This window comes from Aquabacterium sp., from assembly GCF_041909175.1.
Classification (GTDB): Bacteria; Pseudomonadota; Gammaproteobacteria; order Burkholderiales; family Burkholderiaceae_C; genus Aquabacterium.
Genome location: NZ_JAYRDZ010000001.1, coordinates 260841 through 277866, shown reverse-complemented (window position 1 = coordinate 277866; position 17026 = coordinate 260841). Strand labels below are relative to the sequence as shown.

Annotated in this window: 13 protein-coding genes; 8 read left to right on the top strand and 5 right to left on the bottom strand. The window is 64.3% G+C overall.

Annotation, left to right across the window (positions count from 1 at the left end; genetic code table 11):
- Window positions 1-128 precede the first annotated feature (128 nt).
- The 3 genes from leuS to holA are packed head-to-tail and all read left to right on the top strand — an operon-like array spanning window position 129 to window position 4544.
- Window positions 129-2846 carry a leucine--tRNA ligase gene (gene leuS, locus ACE3PH_RS01160; RefSeq protein WP_374315646.1) on the top strand — a complete coding sequence of 906 codons (2718 nt, stop codon included), beginning with the start codon at window positions 129-131 and terminating at the stop codon, window positions 2844-2846.
- Between the two features lie 9 nt (window positions 2847-2855).
- Window positions 2856-3461 carry an LPS assembly lipoprotein LptE gene (gene lptE / locus ACE3PH_RS01155; protein ID WP_374315644.1) on the top strand — a complete coding sequence of 202 codons (606 nt, stop codon included), beginning with the start codon at window positions 2856-2858 and terminating at the stop codon, window positions 3459-3461.
- 6 nt (window positions 3462-3467) lie between these two features.
- Complete coding sequence (gene holA / locus ACE3PH_RS01150; RefSeq protein ID WP_374315642.1) at window positions 3468-4544, top strand: DNA polymerase III subunit delta; 1077 nt, start codon at window positions 3468-3470, stop codon at window positions 4542-4544.
- A gap of 8 nt (window positions 4545-4552) precedes the next feature.
- Here holA and ACE3PH_RS01145 read toward each other — a convergent pair whose 3' ends face one another.
- Window positions 4553-5356 carry a sulfite exporter TauE/SafE family protein gene (locus ACE3PH_RS01145; protein WP_374315640.1) on the bottom strand — a complete coding sequence of 268 codons (804 nt, stop codon included), beginning with the start codon at window positions 5354-5356 and terminating at the stop codon, window positions 4553-4555.
- Window positions 5357-5471: 115 nt separating this feature from the next.
- On the opposite strand from ACE3PH_RS01145, the gene ACE3PH_RS01140 reads away from it, so the two are divergent.
- Together ACE3PH_RS01140 and ACE3PH_RS01135 are read left to right on the top strand one after the other, a co-directional pair.
- A complete protein-coding gene (locus tag ACE3PH_RS01140; protein WP_374315638.1) occupies window positions 5472-6398 on the top strand; it encodes a LysR family transcriptional regulator in 927 nt (308 codons plus the stop codon).
- 345 nt (window positions 6399-6743) lie between these two features.
- The gene (locus tag ACE3PH_RS01135) at window positions 6744-9155 is read left to right on the top strand and encodes a putative bifunctional diguanylate cyclase/phosphodiesterase (protein WP_374315636.1); all 2412 of its coding nucleotides are present in this window, start codon (window positions 6744-6746) and stop codon (window positions 9153-9155) included.
- Between the two features lie 7 nt (window positions 9156-9162).
- Here the strand turns inward: ACE3PH_RS01135 and ACE3PH_RS01130 are convergent, their stop codons facing one another.
- On the bottom strand, window positions 9163-9600 hold the full coding sequence (locus tag ACE3PH_RS01130) for a thioredoxin family protein (RefSeq protein WP_374315634.1): 438 nt from the start codon (window positions 9598-9600) through the stop codon (window positions 9163-9165).
- A 123-nt stretch (window positions 9601-9723) separates the two neighbouring features.
- Here ACE3PH_RS01130 and ACE3PH_RS01125 point away from each other — a divergent pair, with 123 nt between their 5' ends.
- Window positions 9724-11265, top strand: coding sequence for a methyl-accepting chemotaxis protein (locus tag ACE3PH_RS01125; RefSeq protein WP_374315632.1), 1542 nt, complete (start codon window positions 9724-9726; stop codon window positions 11263-11265).
- Here the strand turns inward: ACE3PH_RS01125 and ACE3PH_RS01120 are convergent.
- The gene (locus tag ACE3PH_RS01120; RefSeq protein ID WP_374315630.1) at window positions 11249-12769 is read right to left on the bottom strand and encodes an aldehyde dehydrogenase; all 1521 of its coding nucleotides are present in this window, start codon (window positions 12767-12769) and stop codon (window positions 11249-11251) included. The two genes, ACE3PH_RS01125 and ACE3PH_RS01120, sit on opposite strands and share 17 nt — an antisense overlap.
- A gap of 92 nt (window positions 12770-12861) precedes the next feature.
- On the opposite strand from ACE3PH_RS01120, the gene ACE3PH_RS01115 reads away from it, so the two are divergent.
- Window positions 12862-13479: an AAA family ATPase gene (locus tag ACE3PH_RS01115; RefSeq protein WP_374315628.1), complete on the top strand. Its 618-nt coding sequence runs from the start codon at window positions 12862-12864 to the stop codon at window positions 13477-13479.
- On the opposite strand, the gene ACE3PH_RS01110 is transcribed toward ACE3PH_RS01115, so the two are convergent.
- A complete protein-coding gene (locus ACE3PH_RS01110; RefSeq protein ID WP_374315626.1) occupies window positions 13480-14775 on the bottom strand; it encodes an NAD(P)/FAD-dependent oxidoreductase in 1296 nt (431 codons plus the stop codon).
- A 137-nt stretch (window positions 14776-14912) separates the two neighbouring features.
- Here ACE3PH_RS01110 and ACE3PH_RS01105 point away from each other — a divergent pair, with 137 nt between their 5' ends.
- Window positions 14913-15404, top strand: a complete 492-nt coding sequence (locus ACE3PH_RS01105; protein ID WP_374315624.1) for an Lrp/AsnC family transcriptional regulator — start codon at window positions 14913-14915, stop codon at window positions 15402-15404.
- Between the two features lie 20 nt (window positions 15405-15424).
- On the opposite strand, the gene ACE3PH_RS01100 is transcribed toward ACE3PH_RS01105, so the two are convergent.
- Window positions 15425-16999 (bottom strand): PLP-dependent aminotransferase family protein, encoded by a 1575-nt coding sequence (locus ACE3PH_RS01100; RefSeq protein ID WP_374315622.1) that lies wholly within the window; start codon window positions 16997-16999, stop codon window positions 15425-15427.
- Between the last annotated feature and the right edge of the window lie 27 nt (window positions 17000-17026).

The window sequence follows — 17026 nt, the reverse complement described above, 5'->3', positions numbered from 1 at the left end:
AGCCCGCAACCGCAGCCACCTTCCTATAATCCACAGATTCCACCTGATACAGGCTGGGGTTGTTTCGTCCGCCATTTCGCACGAACGAGCAGCCACCAGCCTCTCTTGTCTTTGCGGTGATCCAATCCATGAGCGCTCCCAACGAGAACCAGACCTACGACCCGCGTGCTGTTGAAGCACGCGCCCAGCAACACTGGGAGGCCCACGACGCCTACCGGGTCACCGAAACCAAGGACAAGAAGTCGTTCTACGCCTGCTCCATGCTGCCTTACCCCTCGGGCAAACTGCACATGGGCCACGTGCGCAACTACACGATCAACGACATGTTGACCCGTTACCTGCGCATGAACGGCTACAACGTGCTGATGCCCATGGGCTGGGACGCCTTCGGCCTGCCGGCTGAAAACGCCGCCTTGAAGAACAAGGTGCCGCCTGCCGCCTGGACCTACGACAACATCGCCTACATGAAGAAGCAGATGAAGGCGATGGGCCTGGCGATCGACTGGTCGCGCGAAATCGCCACCTGCCAGCCCGCGTACTACAAATGGAACCAGTGGCTGTTCATCAAGATGCTGGAAGCCGGCATCTGCGAACGCCGCACCCAGACCGTGAACTGGGACCCGGTCGACCAGACCGTGCTGGCCAACGAGCAGGTGATCGACGGCAAGGGCTGGCGCTCAGGCGCCCCGGTGGAAAAGCGTGAAATCCCGGGCTACTACCTGAACATCACCAAGTACGCCGATGAGCTGCTGGGTGCGGTTGCCAATCCCGAAGACAAGAACTACCTGTCCGGTTGGCCCGAGCGCGTACGCCTGATGCAGGAAAACTGGATCGGCAAGTCGGAAGGCGTGCGCTTTGCGTTCAGCCACGACATCACCGGCGCCGATGGCCAGAAGATCAACAACGGTCAGCTGTGGGTGTTCACCACCCGCGCCGACACCATCATGGGCGTGACCTTCTGCGCTGTGGCGGCCGAGCACCCGCTGGCCCTGCACGCGGCTGCCAGCAAGCCCGAGGTGCAAGCGTTCATCAACGAGTGCAAGCAAGGCGGCACCACCGAGGCCGAACTGGCCACGCAAGAGAAGAAGGGCGTGCCCACGGGCTTGTTCGTCACCCACCCCATCACCGGCCAGCAGGTCGAAGTCTGGGTGGGTAACTACGTGCTGATGTCCTATGGCGATGGCGCCGTGATGGGCGTGCCCGCCCACGACGAGCGTGATTTTGCTTTTGCCAAGAAGTACGGCATTGCCATCCAGCAGGTCATCGGCGTGGAAGGCGAAACCTTCAGCACCGACGCCTGGGCTGAGTGGTATGGCGACAAGCAAAAGGGCGTGTGCGTCAACTCTGACGCCTTGAATGGCCTGGGCTACAAGGACGCCGTCAACAAGGTGGCCGAGATACTGATCGCCAAAGGCATTGGCGAGAAGAAGACCACCTGGCGCCTGCGCGACTGGGGCATCAGCCGCCAGCGCTACTGGGGCACCCCCATCCCCATCATCCACTGCGCCGACTGCGGCCCCGTGCCCGTGCCTGAAAAGGACTTGCCGGTCGTGCTGCCCGAAGACGTGGTGCCGGACGGCAGCGGCAATCCGCTCAAGTCGCGCCCCGACTTCCTGAACGTCGGCTGCCCCAAGTGCGGCAAGCCTGCCCAGCGCGAAACCGACACGATGGACACCTTCGTGGACTCGAGCTGGTACTTCATGCGCTACACCTGCGCCGACAACCACGGCCAGATGGTGGACGCCCGCACCGACTACTGGATGCCCATGGACCAGTACATCGGTGGCATCGAACACGCCATCCTGCACTTGCTGTACGCGCGCTTCTGGACCAAGGTCATGCGTGACCTGGGTCTGGTCAAGGTGGACGAGCCCTTCAAGAAGCTGCTCACGCAAGGCATGGTGCTCAACCACATCTACAGCCGTCGCACGGCCAAGGGTGGCAAGGAGTACTTCTGGCCGCACGATGTCGAGCACGTCATGGACGAGGCCGGCAAGGTCATCGGCGCCAAGCTGATCAACGAAGTCGACAGCGCCGACGGCAAGCTGCCGGTGGGCACCGCCATCGACTACGAAGGCGTGGGCACCATGTCGAAGTCGAAGAACAACGGCATCGACCCGCAAGAGCTGATCGAGAAGTACGGCGCCGACACGGCCCGCATCTACACGATGTTCACCGCCCCGCCCGAGCTGACGCTGGAGTGGAACGACGCCGCCGTGGAAGGCAGCTACCGCTTCCTGCGCCGCGTGTGGAACTTCGGCATGAAGCTGCAAGGTCTGGATCTGAGCAAGGCCTCGGAAGCCACCGCCGACAAGCAAAGCCTGGCCGATGTCGCCTTCAGCAAGGAAGCCAAGGCCCTGCGCCTGGAGATCCACAACGTGCTCAAGCAGGTGGACTACGACTACCAGCGCATGCAGTACAACACCGTGGTGTCGGGCGCCATGAAGATGCTCAATGCGCTGGAGGGCTTCAAGGCCACCGACAGCGCCGACGGGCAGGTCGCCCTGATCGAAGGTTTCGGCATCCTGCTGCGTGCACTCTACCCGGCCACGCCGCACCTGTCGCACACGCTGTGGAGCGATCTGGGCTACGCCGGCAAGATGGGTGACCTGCTCGACGCCGCCTGGCCCAAGGTCGATGATTCGGCCCTGGTGCAAGACGAGATCGAACTGGTGCTGCAGATCAACGGCAAGCTGCGCGGCTCGGTCAAGGTCAGCCCCAGCGCCGACAAGGCCGCCATCGAAGCAGCCGCGCTGGCCACCGAAGAATTCGCCAAGTTCAGCGAAGGCAAGGCGCCCAAGAAGGTCGTGGTCGTGCCCGGCCGCCTGGTCAACATCGTGGTGTAAGGTAGGTACATGAACCGCCGATCTGCCCTTTCTTTCCTGGCCCTGGGTGCCGCCGCTTCGGCGGGACTCTCAGGCTGTGGCTTCGCGCTGCGCCAACCGCCTAAACTGGTTTTCACGCGCGTCCAGCTGACCGGCTTTGCGCCCAACTCGCCACTGGCGGCGGAGCTGGCTCGCAGTCTGGAAAACACCGGGGTGACGGTGGTCGACCGCATCGCCCCGCCGGCCGGTGGCACATCCGGTGTGCAACTCAAGCCGGATCCCGATGTCGTGGTCCTCAAAGCCCTGAGCGACAAGCGCGAGCAGGTGGTGGCGACCAAGACCTCGTACAGCCAGGTGCGGGAACTGACGCTGCGGACCCGCTTCAAGTTCCAGCTGAGCCGCTCCGGTGGCGGTGAGATCATCGCGCCAACGGAACTGCTGCTCTCACGCGAACTGACCTACAACGAAGCAGATGCCCTGGCCAAGCAGGACGAGACCGAAGCCCTGCACCGCGCCATGCAGACCGACATCGTTCAACAGGTGATGCGTCGCCTGGGTGCCGTTCGTGCCGAGCAACTGGTCGCCCCGGTCGACTCGGTGCAAGCACCGGCGCTCGCTTCGTCCAATCCGCGCTGAGACGGCATGCAACTGCGCCCGGAGCAGCTGCTCGGCCACCTGCAAAAAGCAGGTGCCGGTGGACTCAAGCCCACCTACACCTTCCATGGCGATGAGGCCCTGCTGGTGCAGGAGGGCCTGGATGCGCTGCGCCAAACGGCCCGAGAAGCCGGCTACACCGAGCGCCAGGTGCACACGGTGTCAGGGGCCTATTTCGATTGGTCCGGCCTGCTTGGTGCGGGCAACGCCATGTCACTGTTTGGTGACAAGCAGCTCATCGAGATCCGCATTCCTTCCGGCAAACCCGGCAAGGAAGGCTCGCAAGCCCTGCAGGCCTATTGCGAACAGCACACAGGCGACGACAGCGTCCTGACCATCGTCACCCTGCCCCGTCTGGACAAGACACAGACCAGCAGCGCCTGGTTCACCGCGCTCGATGGCATGGGCGTGACCGTGCGCTGCGATCCCATCGAACGCAACGCCTTGCCGCTGTGGATTGCGCAGCGGCTGTCGGCACAAGGCCAGCAGGTGGAACCCGGTGAGGCCGGGCAACGCGCGCTGGGCTTCTTTGCCGACAAGGTTGAAGGCAACCTGTTGGCAGCCCACCAGGAAATCGTCAAGCTGGGGCTGCTGTACCCGGCGGGCACCCTGAGCATTGACCAGATCGAACAGGCAGTGGTCGATGTCTCGCGCTTCAACGTCTTCAAACTGAGCGAAGCCGTGCTGTCCGGGCAGGTCCAGCGCACCTTGCGCATGCTGGATGGCCTGCAAGCCGAAGGCGAAGCCCCGGTGCTGGTGCATTGGGCACTGGCGGAAGACATCCTGGCCCTGCACCGCTGCCGGCAGGCCATGGAGGGCGGCAAGCCGCTGCCCATGGTGCTGCGTGAAAACCGTGTCTGGGGTGTGCGTGAGCGCCTGTTCGAGCGCGTGCTGCCCCGCATGAAGGCCGCACAACTGATCCGTCTGGTGGTGTCGGCCAGCACGGTCGACGGCATCGTCAAGGGCCTGGGGCACCCGCTGTGGCCCAGCGACGCCTGGGAGGCCCTGCGCAAGCTGGCCCTGCAACTCACCCAACTGGCCGCCGGCGAAAAGCAAGCAGCCTGAGCAGGCTGTCAGAGCAGCATGCTCAGCAGCAGCCACGCGCCCGTGGCCAGCAGCATCCAGGCAAAGGCGCCGCGCAGTTGGCGCTCTGGCAGGCGATGCGCCAAAGCCACCCCGGATGACACGGTGAACATGCCGCTGACCGCCAGCGGCAGCCCCATCGACCAGTTCACCTGATGGGCCTGCGCGTAGCTGCTCAAGGCAATGATGGAACTCGGCGCGACCAGCGCCAGCGACAGGCTCTGCGCCACCGTCTGCCGCTGGCCGAACCATCCCGTCAGCAAGGGCGTGGCCACCAGGCCGCCCCCAATGCCCAGCAGGCCCATGCTGCTGCCCCCCACCACGCCGACCAGCGGGATGTAGCGTGAACCGACACGGGGCGCAGGCAACGCAGGCGTGCTCGCATCCGGGTTCGATGCACTTCGAACCGAGCGCCACCAGCGCACCAGCAGACGCCATGCCAGCACCATCAGGAACAGCGCAAAGATGGCCCGCAACTGCCGCGAGGGCAGGCCGATGGCCCAGTGCGCCACCAACCAGGTGGTGCCACAGGCCAGCACGCCAATGGCCAGCGCCCGTTGCCAGGGCACCGGGTAGACACGGCTGTAGCGCCACCACCCGATCAACAGATTGGGCACCATCATCACCAGGGCCGTGCCCTGCGCCATTTGCTGGTCCATGCCATAGAACCACACCAGCATCGGGATCGCGATGATCCCGCCACCGATACCGAACAGGCCGCCACAAAACCCGAGCACCGCCCCTACCAGCAGTCCTGGCAGCGCATGCCAGCCCATCGACAGCACCTCGGTCATCCCGGCACATCCTTGTCCAATTGGTACACAGGCCACCGATGGTAGGGGGCGCATCAAAATCATCAATGGTTTAGGATTGAATTGATTCATTCCCACAAAGAAACAATCCTCAACCATGAGCGACATCGACGATCTGGCGTTCTTCACCCTGCTGGCACGCAAGGGCAGCCTGGCCCGCGCCGCGCAGGAGCTGGGGCTGGGCGCACCGGCCGTCAGTCGCCGACTGGCTGCGCTGGAACAGCGCCTCGGTGTGCGCCTGCTGCACCGCACCACCCGCCGCCAGAGCCTCACCCCCGAGGGCGAGCGCTATCTGGAAGAAGGTGACCGCATCCTGCGCGACATCGACCTGCTCGAGCGTTCGCTGCGCACCGGCCTCGACCAGCCCCGTGGCCTGCTGCGCATCAACGCCACCTTCGGGTTCGGGCGCCGCCACCTGGCCCCGGCCGTTTCCGATTTCGTGTCGCGCTATCCGGAGGTCGAGGTCATGCTCGAACTCACCGACAAGCCACTGGACCTGGCTGCCCACGCCATGGACATCGGCATCCGCTTTGGCGAGCCCCCTGATGCCCGGGTGCTCGCGCGGCGCATCGCCAGTAACCAGCGCCTGCTCTGCGCCGCCCCCGATTACCTCGCCCGGCAGGGCGCTCCCCAGAAGCCGGACGACCTGCCCCAGCACGCATGTATCGTCATCCGTGAAAACTTGCGCGCCTTCAATGTCTGGCAGCTCTCGGACGGCAAGCAACAAGTCAAGGTCAAGGTGCAGGGTGCGCTGAGCACCAATCACGGCGAAATTGCCGTCGACTGGGCCCTGGCCGGCCACGGCATCGTGCTGCGCTCGCAATGGGACGTGGCCGCCTACCTGCGCAGCGGTGCCTTGCAGCCGATCCTGCCCGACTGGACCGACCCTGCCGCCGACATCCACGCCATCTACCCGCAACGCCACCTGCTGTCGGCCAAAGTCCGCGTGTTCATCGACTTTCTGGCAGAGCGTTTTGCCCCGCAGCGGCCAGACACACTCGCCGGCGAGCCATCGCCATGGTGAAGGCCCATTTGTGACTTTGATCACGAATTGGCAGGCAAAACGCCCGCTGTTGAAACCTCCGTTTAGATCAAGTGCTTGCTACGGTTGCCGATAGTCTCAACAAGCGTAGTCATCCCAGGTCGAGGTTCACATGGACCGCATTCAGCACGGCGAGGAAGCCGCCCGTTCCTTGCTCGATTCAGCCCCCGCAACAAAGGGAAGGCCCAGCACGGCAACGTCATCAAGCTGCGTCACAATCGATAAGCCGCCGATCCAGGCTGTACCGAGTTCACCTGTCAACCATCCATGGTTGGCAGAGGCGCTCAAGGTATGGTGTGCTTCACCCGCTATCGAACCGTGACCTGAATGCTTCCAAACGTCCTGAACCCCAGCAAGCTCCAGTCCCGCATCGTCGCGGTCTATCTGGGGTTGCTTTTGGTTGTCCAGGCTGTGAGCTATCACTTCATCCAGGACAGCCTCGATACCAATGCCCGGGCATCGCTCACGCAGGAGCTCGACACGGGTTCACGCATCCTGCAAAGGCTGCTGGATGACGCCGGCAACAGGCTGACCCGTGCCGCTCAATCAGCCGCAGGGGATGCGGCCATCGAACAGGCCATCCACAGTGGCCATCGCGAAGCGTTGACCGCAGCACTGGTGCAGCATGGCAGCAACGGCAAGGCCGACATCGCCCTGGCAACCGATGACCAGTTCCAGGTGAAAGCCACCACGGTGGCGGAGACCGACCCCTTCATCAAGGCCGTCCGACATTTCCTGCGTGATCAAGGCGAACAAAGCACCCCGCGGCGCCCACATCTGGAAGTGATATCAGGGCGCATTTACCAGGTGACCGCGGCGCGACTGGTACACCACGATGGATGGGTGGCCATGGCGACCCCCATCGACAATGCCCTTCTGACCGAAAGCCGCCAGTTGATCGGCATCGACTCGGCTCTGCTGCAAAGCCAGCCCGATGGCACCTGGCTAGTCAACCAGAGCACGCTGTCACAAGCACAGCAAAGCCAACTCGGTACCGCTTGGAATCAACTGTCGCAGAGCGCCAACCGCGCCCGCAGCACGATCCACCTGAACAGCGATGAATACAGCATCCGCGAACTGGTGCTGCAGCCACGGGCAGGCCACACGGGTATCTCCGCCCTGCTGATCAAGCCGGTGGAGGCCGCGCTGGCGCCCTACCAGGCCTTGCGACTCAAGCTGCTGATCCTAACGGCCATCGGCGCTTCGATCTTCGCGCTGGGCAGCTTCATCACGGCACGCCGCATCACCAACCCCTTGCGAACCCTGTCGAGTTCAGCCAAGCAACTTGAACGCGGCGATTACAGCAACGAAGTGCGCCTGCGCAGCCTCGATGAAATTGGCGAGCTGGCGCAATCCTTCGAAACCATGCGGCTGGCCATCCAGGCGCGCGAAGGCGAGATACGCCGACTCGCCTACCAGGACGCACTGACCGACCTCCCGAACCGTGAACAGTTCCGGCACGACCTGCGTCAGGCCATCGCCCGCGCACAAGACAGCAACCTGCCGTGCGCCGTGCTGTTGCTCGACCTGGACCGCTTCAAACACGTCAATGACGTGCTGGGCCACCGCTTTGGCGACCGGCTGCTGCGTTCGGTGGCCGAGCGTCTGCGCAAGGAAGTCCTGGGCGAGCGCAACATCCTGGCACGGTTGGGGGGCGACGAGTTCGCCATCCTGCTGCACGAAACCAATGCAGAGCAGGCCTTCCCGGTCGCCTTGCGCATCCTGCGGGCGTTCGAGCGCCCCATCACGCTCGACGACCACACCGTCGACCTGGGTGCCGGCATCGGCATCGCCAGCGCGCCGGAACATGGCTACGAAGCCGACATGCTGCTCAGCCGTGCCGAGGTAGCCATGTACGCGGCCAAGCAGCAGCAGGCCGGCACGGTCACCTACCACCCGGGTCTCGACTCGGGCAGCGAAGAGTCGCTGACCTTGCTGAGCGAGCTGCGCTACGCCGTCGACAACAACCAGTTGCGCCTCTACCTGCAGCCCAAGGTGAACCTGCGCACAGGCACCGTGATCGGCGCCGAAGCCCTGTTGCGCTGGGAACACCCCGGGCGCGGCATCGTGCCGCCCATGCGCTTCATCCCGTTTGCCGAACAGACCGGTTTCGTCCGGGTGCTGACCAGCTGGGTGCTGGCCCAGGTGGCCCGCGTCAGCGAAGAGCTGACCATGGCGGGGCTGCCCATGAAGCTGTCGGTCAACCTCTCGGCGCGTGACCTGATGGACCAGGACCTGCCGGTGAAAGTGGGCCAACTGCTTGAGCAGCACAAGGTGCACCCCGGCCTGCTGGTGCTCGAGATCACCGAAAGCGCCATCATGGACGACCCGCAGCGCGCCCTGCAGACGCTGGAGCGGCTGCACGCGCTGGGCCTCAAGCTGTCAATCGATGACTTCGGCACCGGCTACTCGTCGCTGGCCTACCTGAAGCGCCTGCCGGTGGACGAACTGAAGATCGACAAGTCTTTCGTGATGAACATGGAAAGCGACCTGCAGGACGCCAAGATCGTGCGCTCCACGGTCGATCTGGCCCACAACCTGGGCCTGACGGTGGTCGCCGAAGGCATGGAAAACCTCAAGGCCTGGAAGCTGCTCGCTGGCCTGTCATGCGACGAGGCCCAGGGCTATCTGGTGTCGCGCCCCATGCCCGCCGAGCTGTTCGGCAACTGGGTGCGGGAATGGATGCCGCCCGACACCAGCCATGAATGGCTGGGCACCGAGTTTGCAGCCATGATCTGACGCCCGCTCAGCGCTGCGCGCTGGGTAGCTGTCTGGCCAGTTCCACAAAGGCATCGAGCTGGTCTGCGGGCAAGCCAGCCAGCACAGGCTGCGCGGGGGCTGTGCCCGACGCCAGCCAGAGCGCCACACGCTCGACCTGGACCGTCAGGAGGCGTTGGACCTCGCCCAGCCGTGGCAGCACGGGCCCTGCAAACAGGACCACCCCACGCCAGGCCAGCAGCAGCGTGGGAAAGGTCTCGATGTCGATGTCACCCAGCGCATCGGCTTCATCCTCGATGTCGATCCACCGGAAATGGTGTCCTGGCGCGCAGGACTGCAACTCGTCAAACACCTGACGGTAGTCTCGGCAGGTGCCACACCACTCTGCGCACAGGCAAACCACGTCCAGCCGGAGAGCGGCTGAATCGGCGTCAACAGAAGAGCTTGAGCGCGGCGACAAAGACATAGCGGGATTGTCTACCAAACCGAAGATGACCTAAATAACGGGTGATTTCCGCCGATGACTTATCAGCTCTGACAATCAAGATATTCAACTTCCGCTGCTGGAATTGCTGTTGCAGTCATCATCATGAGAATCAAACACACGCTGTTGGGAATGGGTCTGTTGGGTGCCGCTTTGACCGTCATCGTGGGCACTGCCGGTTGGTGGGGTCTGCACGCACTGGGACGAGACATAGACGAAACCGTGGTCGCCACCCAAGGCACACAGGCCGCCACCATGGGCGACATGGCGCACGATGCGCTGCGTGGCGACGTCTTCCAGGCCTTGCTCTATGCCGGCCAGGGCAACCAGGCCGGTGTCACCACTGCCCGCAAGGAAGCCGAAGAACACGCGCAGGACTTCAACTCCCGCATCGCAGAATTGCAGGCACTGCCCCTGCCGGATGACATCCACCAGGGTGCCACCAAACTCGCCCCCATCATCAAGCAGTACACCGACAGCGGCATGCGCATTGCGACCCTGGCGGCTACCGATGCCCAGGCTGCACAGGCCGCCCTCCCCGAGTTCGTAGCCCTGTTCCAGCAGCTCGAAACCGAGCAGGACAAGGTGATCGAGGCGATCGAGGCCAATGCCCAGCGCACCAGCCAGCAAGGCGACCACACCCGTGCCGAAGCCGGGCAGCTGATGATCATCATCACCTTGCTGGGCAGCGTGGTGCTGACCGCCGTGGCGCTGGGCGTGGCCCGCCACCTGATGAACACCCTGGGGGCCGAGCCGAGCACGGTGCGCAAGCTGTTGACCAAGGTGGCCGAAGGCGATCTGGCACTCGACATCCGCGTGCGCAAGGACGATGTCGGCAGCGTGATCGCAGGTCTGCAGCAGATGGTCACCCGCCTGCGCGACACGGTGCAACTGGTTCGCGCCAATGCCGACGAAGTGGCTGCGGGTTCCGGGCAGGTGTCCATCGGCAACCAGGATCTGGCCAACCGCACACAGGACCAGGCCGCGGCCCTGGAGCGTTCAGCTTCGGCGCTGGAGCAGCTCTCAGGCACGGTCCGACAGAACGCCGACAACGCTGTGCAGGCAAACCAGCTGGCTCAAGGCGCATCCGGTGTCGCCACGGAAGGGGGCGAGGTCGTCTCCCAGATGGTCGACACCATGCAGGGCATCCACCAGGCTTCGCAGAAGATCGCCGACATCATTGGTGTGATCGACGGCATCGCCTTCCAGACCAATATCCTGGCGCTGAATGCCGCCGTGGAAGCGGCTCGGGCAGGTGAGCAGGGCCGCGGCTTTGCCGTGGTGGCCACCGAGGTCCGTAGCCTGGCCCAGCGCAGCGCCGAAGCAGCGCGCGAGATCAAATCGCTCATCACCGCGTCGGTCGAACGCGTTGGCGTGGGCTCGGAGCAAGCCGCCCGCGCAGGCGACACCATGAAGGACATCGTCAACGCCGTCCAACGCGTCACCGACATCATGGGCGAGATCACGGCGGCCAGTGCCGAGCAGACCACCGGCATCGCTCAGGTCGCCGAAGCGGTCACGCACATGGATCAGGGCACGCAGGGCAACGCCGCCCTGGTCGAGGAAACCGCCGCGGCCGCCGAGAGCCTGCGCAACCAGGCCCAGGCCCTCGCCAGCTCGGTGGCCCGCTTCAGACTGACAGCCTGATCCAGGTCGTCTTCAGCTCGGTGTACTTGTCAAAGGCGTGCAGCGATTTGTCTCGCCCATTGCCTGACTGCTTGACACCACCGAAGGGCACCGTGATGTCGTCTTCGTCGTACTGGTTGACGTGCACGGTGCCCGCTTTCAGCGCACGGGCCACCCGATGGGCGCGGTCGATGTGGCTGCTCCACACACTGGCCTGCAGCCCGTAGCTCGAGTCGTTGGCCAGGGCGATGGCTTCGGCCTCGTCCTTGAAGCGGATCACGCTCAGCACCGGCCCGAAAATCTCTTCACGCGCGATGGTCATGTCGTTGCGCACACCGTCGAACACCGTTGGCTCGACGTAGTAGCCCCCGGACGCTACCCGTGCACGCGCACCACCAATGAGGCAGTTGGCACCTTCACTGCGCCCCGCTTCGATGTAGCGCAGCACCGTCTGCAGCTGGCCTTCGTCCACCAAAGCCCCCATGGTCGTCTGCGGCGCCAGCGGATCGCCCGGCTGATAGCGGGGGGTCTGCCCCACCACGGCATCGATCACCGCATCGGCAATCGAGTCCTGCACCAGCAAGCGCGACGGCGCATTGCACGACTCGCCCTGGTTGAAGAACATGGCCCCGGCAACCGCCCGTGCAGCCTGGTCCAGATCCTCATGGTCTTCAAACACCACGAAGGCCGACTTGCCACCCAGCTCGTTGAACACGCGCTTGAGGTTGCTCTCGCCCGCATAGCCCAGCATCCTGCGACCAACCCGGGTCGAGCCGGTGAAACCAATGGCATCCACATCCATGTGCAGTGCCAGGGCTTCGCCTGCCTCGTGGCCATAGCCCGGGACCACGTTGAACACCCCTTCGGGGATGCCGGCCTGCAAGGCCAGTTCGGCCAGACGCAAGGCTGTCAGCGGCGATTTTTCAGAAGGCTTGAGCACGACACTGTTGCCCGCAGCCAGCGCCGGGCCCAGCTTCCAGGCAGCCATGATCATCGGGTAGTTCCAGGGCACAATCGCCCCCACCACGCCCATGGGCTCGCGGGTGATCAGCGCCAGCGCGGTGGCGGGCGTGGGCGCCACCTCGTCGTAGAGCTTGTCAATGGCTTCGCCATACCAGGCGATGCAGCGGGCGGCGGCAGGCACATCCACGGCCAGGCTGTACTGAATGGGCTTGCCCATGTCCAGCGTCTCCAGCAGGGCCAGCTCTTCCTGGGCAGCCAGGATCAGGCCGGCAAAACGCTGGAGCGCCCGCTTGCGTGCAGCCGGTGGCTGCTTTGACCAGCGGCCGTCCTCAAAGGCAGCACGGGCACTGCGTACCGCTGCATCGATGTCAGCGGCCTGCCCTCTGGCCACCTGGGTGAGCAGACGGCCATCCACGGGCGAATGGCAGGCAAAGGTGTCGCCCGACACGGCGTCCACACGCCGACCGTCGATCAGGGCTCGCCCATCGGGGCGCAGGTCCAGCGCGCGCTGGTGCCAGTTCACGGACAACTGCTCAGGCGACTTCAAATCGGTTCCAGACATGCGTCGTCTCCTCTCTGTTCCATGGTGATTGGGTCAACTCTAAGACACAATTCGGGCTTATCCACAGTCCGAACATGAGGAAGGATCGCGCCATGCCGGTCATCGTCGTCGCCAACCCCAAGGGAGGGGTCGGCAAATCCACCCTGTCGAGCAACATCGCAGGTTACTTTGCCCGCTCAGGCCACACCGTCATGCTGGGCGACATCGATCGCCAGCAGTCATCACGCCTGTGGCTCAAGCTGCGCCCGGCCGACATGCCCCTCATCAGCCCCTGGGACATCAGCGAAGAGAAGATCGCCCGGCCGCCCAAGGGCACGACCCACGTGGTGCTTGACACCCCGGCCGGCATGCACGGCAAGCACCTGGACGCGGTCATGAAGATCGCCGACAAGGTCGTGATCCCGCTGCAGGCCAGCGTGTTCGATATCTATGCCACGCAGGAATTCATCAACGAGTTGCTCAAGCGCAGCCGTGGCAAGGTGCAGATCGCCGTGGTGGGCAACCGCGTCAAGGAGCACACGCTGGCGACCGAGCACCTGGGTGAATACCTCGAGACCGTGAAGGTGCCCGTGCTCACCATGCTGCGCGACACCCAGAACTACGCCCACCTGGCCGCGCACGGCCTGACACTGTTCGACGTGGCCCCGACCAAGATCGAGCGTGATCTGGAGCTGTGGCAGCCCTTGACCAAGTGGCTCGACAAGGCCTGATCAGAACAGCAGATCGCGCATGCGGTACCAGGCCGTGCCCAGCACCAGGGCCGGCGTGCGCAGCATCTGCCCCCCCGGGAAGGCGTGGTGCTTGAGGCGCGCAAACACATCGAAGCGCCCGGCATCGCCTGCAATGGCTTCGGCCACCACGCGACCCGCCAGGCCGGTCAGTGCCAGACCATGCCCTGAAAAGCCCTGCAGGTAGTACATGTTCGGGCCAATGCGCCCGAAGTCTGGTGCGCGGTTGATCGTGATGTCGACAAAACCACCCCAGGCAAACTCGACCTCGGCCTGCGACAGCTGCGGGAAGGTCTTGAGCATGGTGCGCCGCATGGTTTCCGCCAGGTTCATCGGCGTGACCGTGCTGTAGCTCACCCGCCCACCGTAGAGCATGCGGTTGTCGTTGGTGGTGCGGAAGTAATCGAGCACGAAGTTGTTGTCGCACACCGCCGAGCGGGTCGGGATGAGCGAGTCGGCCTGTGCCTGCGACAAGGGCTTGGTACAGATGATGTAGGTGCCCACCGGCATGATGCGCGACTCGAGCTTGCTCGCCACCCCCTGCAGGTAGACATTGCCGGCCAGCAGCACCTGGCGTGCCTTGACGGCTCCGCGCGCCGTTTCGACACGTGCAGGTTGCCCCGGCACCACCTTGTTCACCGCGCTGTGTTCATAGATGCGCACCCCGGCCTTGGCCGCCGCAGAAGCAATGCCCAGGCTGTACTTCAAGGGGTGCAGGTGGCCTGAGCCGGCGTCGTAATAGGCGTTGTGATAGCGCGGGCTGTCGATCCACTGGCGCACATCGGCGTGGTCGACCACCTGGAGGGGGTAGTTGTAGACGCGCTGGATGCGCTCGGCCCACTCGTGCAGGTCCTTGCCCTTGCGGGCGTTGGTCGACACGCCCAGGAAGCCCTGACGCCACTCGCAATCAAAGCCATGGCGTTCGCTGCGTTCGCGCAGCAGGTTCACGGCCTCCAGGCTCATGTCCCACACCTTGCGGGCATCGTCGAGGCCCAGCTGGTCTTCAATGACGCTCTGGTCACAGGCCAGGCCGGCAATGGCCTGCCCGCCGTTTCGACCGCTGGCGCCCCAGCCCACTTGCTGCGCCTCCAGCAGCACCACGCTCAGGCCGCGTTCAGCCAACTCCAGCGCGGCACACATGCCCGCCAGCCCACCGCCCACCACCGCCACATCGGCGTCGATGGTTTCTTCCAGTGCCGGAAAGGACTGGGTACGGGGTGCCGTGGCCACGTAGTAAGACTGACGGGAGAGATCGCGATCGGTTTCCAGAAATGACATGACAACAAGCCTGCAATGGGATTCATGCCCGGATGGGCGCACTGTTGATCAGTCTAGGCAGCGTGGTGCGCAATGTGCTTGCAATATTGAAGCACTCAGCTCACATTGTTCGCACATTCAGCGACACTTTTGCACTTATGCGCAATGATTCTCCAGAACAGCCACCTTACGTGCAACTCGATGCGATTGACCGCGCCATCCTCACCGAATTGCAGCAGGACGCCCGCCTGACCAATGTCGAACTGGCTCAGCGTATCCACCTCTCCCCCTCCGCCTGTCTGCGCCGGGTCAAACAACTGGAAGACAACGGCGTGATCGCGCAGTACGTGGCCTTGCTGGACCCCAAGCGGGTGGGTCAGCGCGGCGTGAGCTTCACCATCGTCAACCTGAAGTCGGTCAACCGCGAGCAGGTCGAGGCATTCGAAGCCGCTGTGCGTGATGAGCCCCGCATCCTGGACTGCTTCTACATTGCCGGGGCCAACGACTACCTGATCCGCTTCACCTACCGTGATACCGATGATCTGGAGCGCTTTCACACCGATGTGCTGATGCGCCTGCCAGGCATCGAGCGCCCCAACTCCATGCTGGTGCTGCGCACCGTCAAGCGCACCACGGCGCTGCCACTGTGAACCAGCAGGCGGTGGCGCGCTCAGGCAGCCTCGGGTATGGGCGGCTTGACCTTGGCCAGCGCCGACCGGATCACGGGCGCCACCAGGCTGATCTTGGGCATCATCTCTTCACAGGGCACCGCCGCATACGACAGGATCAGCCCGCTGTAGCGCTGCGCCACGCAGTACACCGACAGCGGCATCAAGGTGACCCCGCGCTCGGCGGCTGCGTGCGAGATCAGTTGGTCGTCCACCTCCTGCGGCAGCAGCAAGGTCAGGTGCATGCCCATGGCCCCGCCCGAGATGCGCAAACGCCCATCGCCCAATTCTTCGGCCAACACCGCCTGCAGTGCACGTCGCAATGCCTCGCGTCGGGCCGCATATTCGCGCCGGGTTGCACGGATGTGCGCGGCATAGTGGCCCTCCCGGATGAAGTCGGCCAGCACACGTTGCAGCAGCACGTCCCCATCGCGGTAGAAGTCGGACGAGGCTGTCGCAAAGATCTGCTGCAGGTGTTCCGGCACCACGATGTAGGCCATGCGGATGCCGGGGTACAGCGATTTGCTGAACGTGCCCATGTAGATCACCCGTCCGGACTCCTGCATGCCGTGCAGGGAGGGAAACGGCTTGCCAACATAGCGGAATTCGCTGTCGTAATCGTCTTCGAGCAGGATGACGTCGTTCGTTTCGGCATAGCGCAGCCACTCCAGACGGCGCTCCAGCGGCATCACATGGCCCATCGGGAACTGGTGCGAAGGCGTCATGTAGACCAGGCGCAGAGGGCCCGGCAGGCTTTCCTTCACGGGCACCGGCAGACCGCCCTTGTCGACATCGAGTGCCTGTGTGACCAGACCGTGGTCCCCCAGCACGTGGCTCGCGCCCCAGTAGCAGGGGTTCTCCATCAGCACCACGTCGCCCGGGTCCGTCATCAGCCGCACCACAAGGTCCAGCGACTCCACCGTGCCGTCGGTCAGGATCACCTGCTCCGCCTTGCAAAGCACACCCCGCGTGGTGCGGATGTGGTCGGCAATGGCCTGCCGCAAGGGCACGGCCCCACCCTCTTCGCCCGACTCCAGGTAGCCCGCATCGGCCTGCGTCAGGTGGCGACGCAGCAAACGCCGCCAGATGGACATCGGAAACAGCGAGAGATCGAGCCGGCCGGAACAGAAGGCCTCGGGACGCCAGAACTGGTGAACGCGGTGGCGCTTGTAGGCCAGCCCCCTGCGCGACAGGGTGAGCGGTCGGCTACCGCGCGGCACAAAGGACTCGCCAGCCACGTCGCTGCCAGCCGGGGCATCCTGCCGGGCACGGCCGGCGCGCTGGCGCCAGTCCAGCTCCTGCACGCGGCGCACGAAGGTGCCCGAGCCATGACCCGCCACCAGCATGCCTTCCGACTTCAGCTGCTCATAGATGGCCACCACGGTATTGCGCGCTACGCCCAGCTCTCGCGCCAGTTCGCGCGAAGATGGCACCCGCACGCCCGGCGTCATCACCCCCTCCAGAATGGCTCTGCGCACCAATTGGAGGATCAATGCACCAGGTTGGGACGAGCGCCCAAGAACGGGGGCACGTTGGAGCTCCTGCTGGAGCCATTCGTGTAGGGCAGCGGTCTGCATGATGTATACAACGGCTAGGGAAATCCC

Coding starts and splice junctions, on each gene's coding strand:
- ACE3PH_RS01115 (WP_374315628.1), top strand. CDS start 12,862: ATGCCGGTCATCGTCGTCGCCAACCCCAAGGGAGGGGTCGGCAAATCC.
- ACE3PH_RS01110 (WP_374315626.1), bottom strand. CDS start 14,775: ATGTCATTTCTGGAAACCGATCGCGATCTCTCCCGTCAGTCTTACTAC.
- lptE (WP_374315644.1), top strand. CDS start 2,856: ATGAACCGCCGATCTGCCCTTTCTTTCCTGGCCCTGGGTGCCGCCGCT.
- ACE3PH_RS01135 (WP_374315636.1), top strand. CDS start 6,744: ATGCTTCCAAACGTCCTGAACCCCAGCAAGCTCCAGTCCCGCATCGTC.
- ACE3PH_RS01130 (WP_374315634.1), bottom strand. CDS start 9,600: ATGTCTTTGTCGCCGCGCTCAAGCTCTTCTGTTGACGCCGATTCAGCC.
- holA (WP_374315642.1), top strand. CDS start 3,468: ATGCAACTGCGCCCGGAGCAGCTGCTCGGCCACCTGCAAAAAGCAGGT.
- leuS (WP_374315646.1), top strand. CDS start 129: ATGAGCGCTCCCAACGAGAACCAGACCTACGACCCGCGTGCTGTTGAA.
- ACE3PH_RS01105 (WP_374315624.1), top strand. CDS start 14,913: ATGCGCAATGATTCTCCAGAACAGCCACCTTACGTGCAACTCGATGCG.
- ACE3PH_RS01120 (WP_374315630.1), bottom strand. CDS start 12,769: ATGTCTGGAACCGATTTGAAGTCGCCTGAGCAGTTGTCCGTGAACTGG.
- ACE3PH_RS01140 (WP_374315638.1), top strand. CDS start 5,472: ATGAGCGACATCGACGATCTGGCGTTCTTCACCCTGCTGGCACGCAAG.
- ACE3PH_RS01125 (WP_374315632.1), top strand. CDS start 9,724: ATGAGAATCAAACACACGCTGTTGGGAATGGGTCTGTTGGGTGCCGCT.
- ACE3PH_RS01100 (WP_374315622.1), bottom strand. CDS start 16,999: ATGCAGACCGCTGCCCTACACGAATGGCTCCAGCAGGAGCTCCAACGT.
- ACE3PH_RS01145 (WP_374315640.1), bottom strand. CDS start 5,356: ATGACCGAGGTGCTGTCGATGGGCTGGCATGCGCTGCCAGGACTGCTG.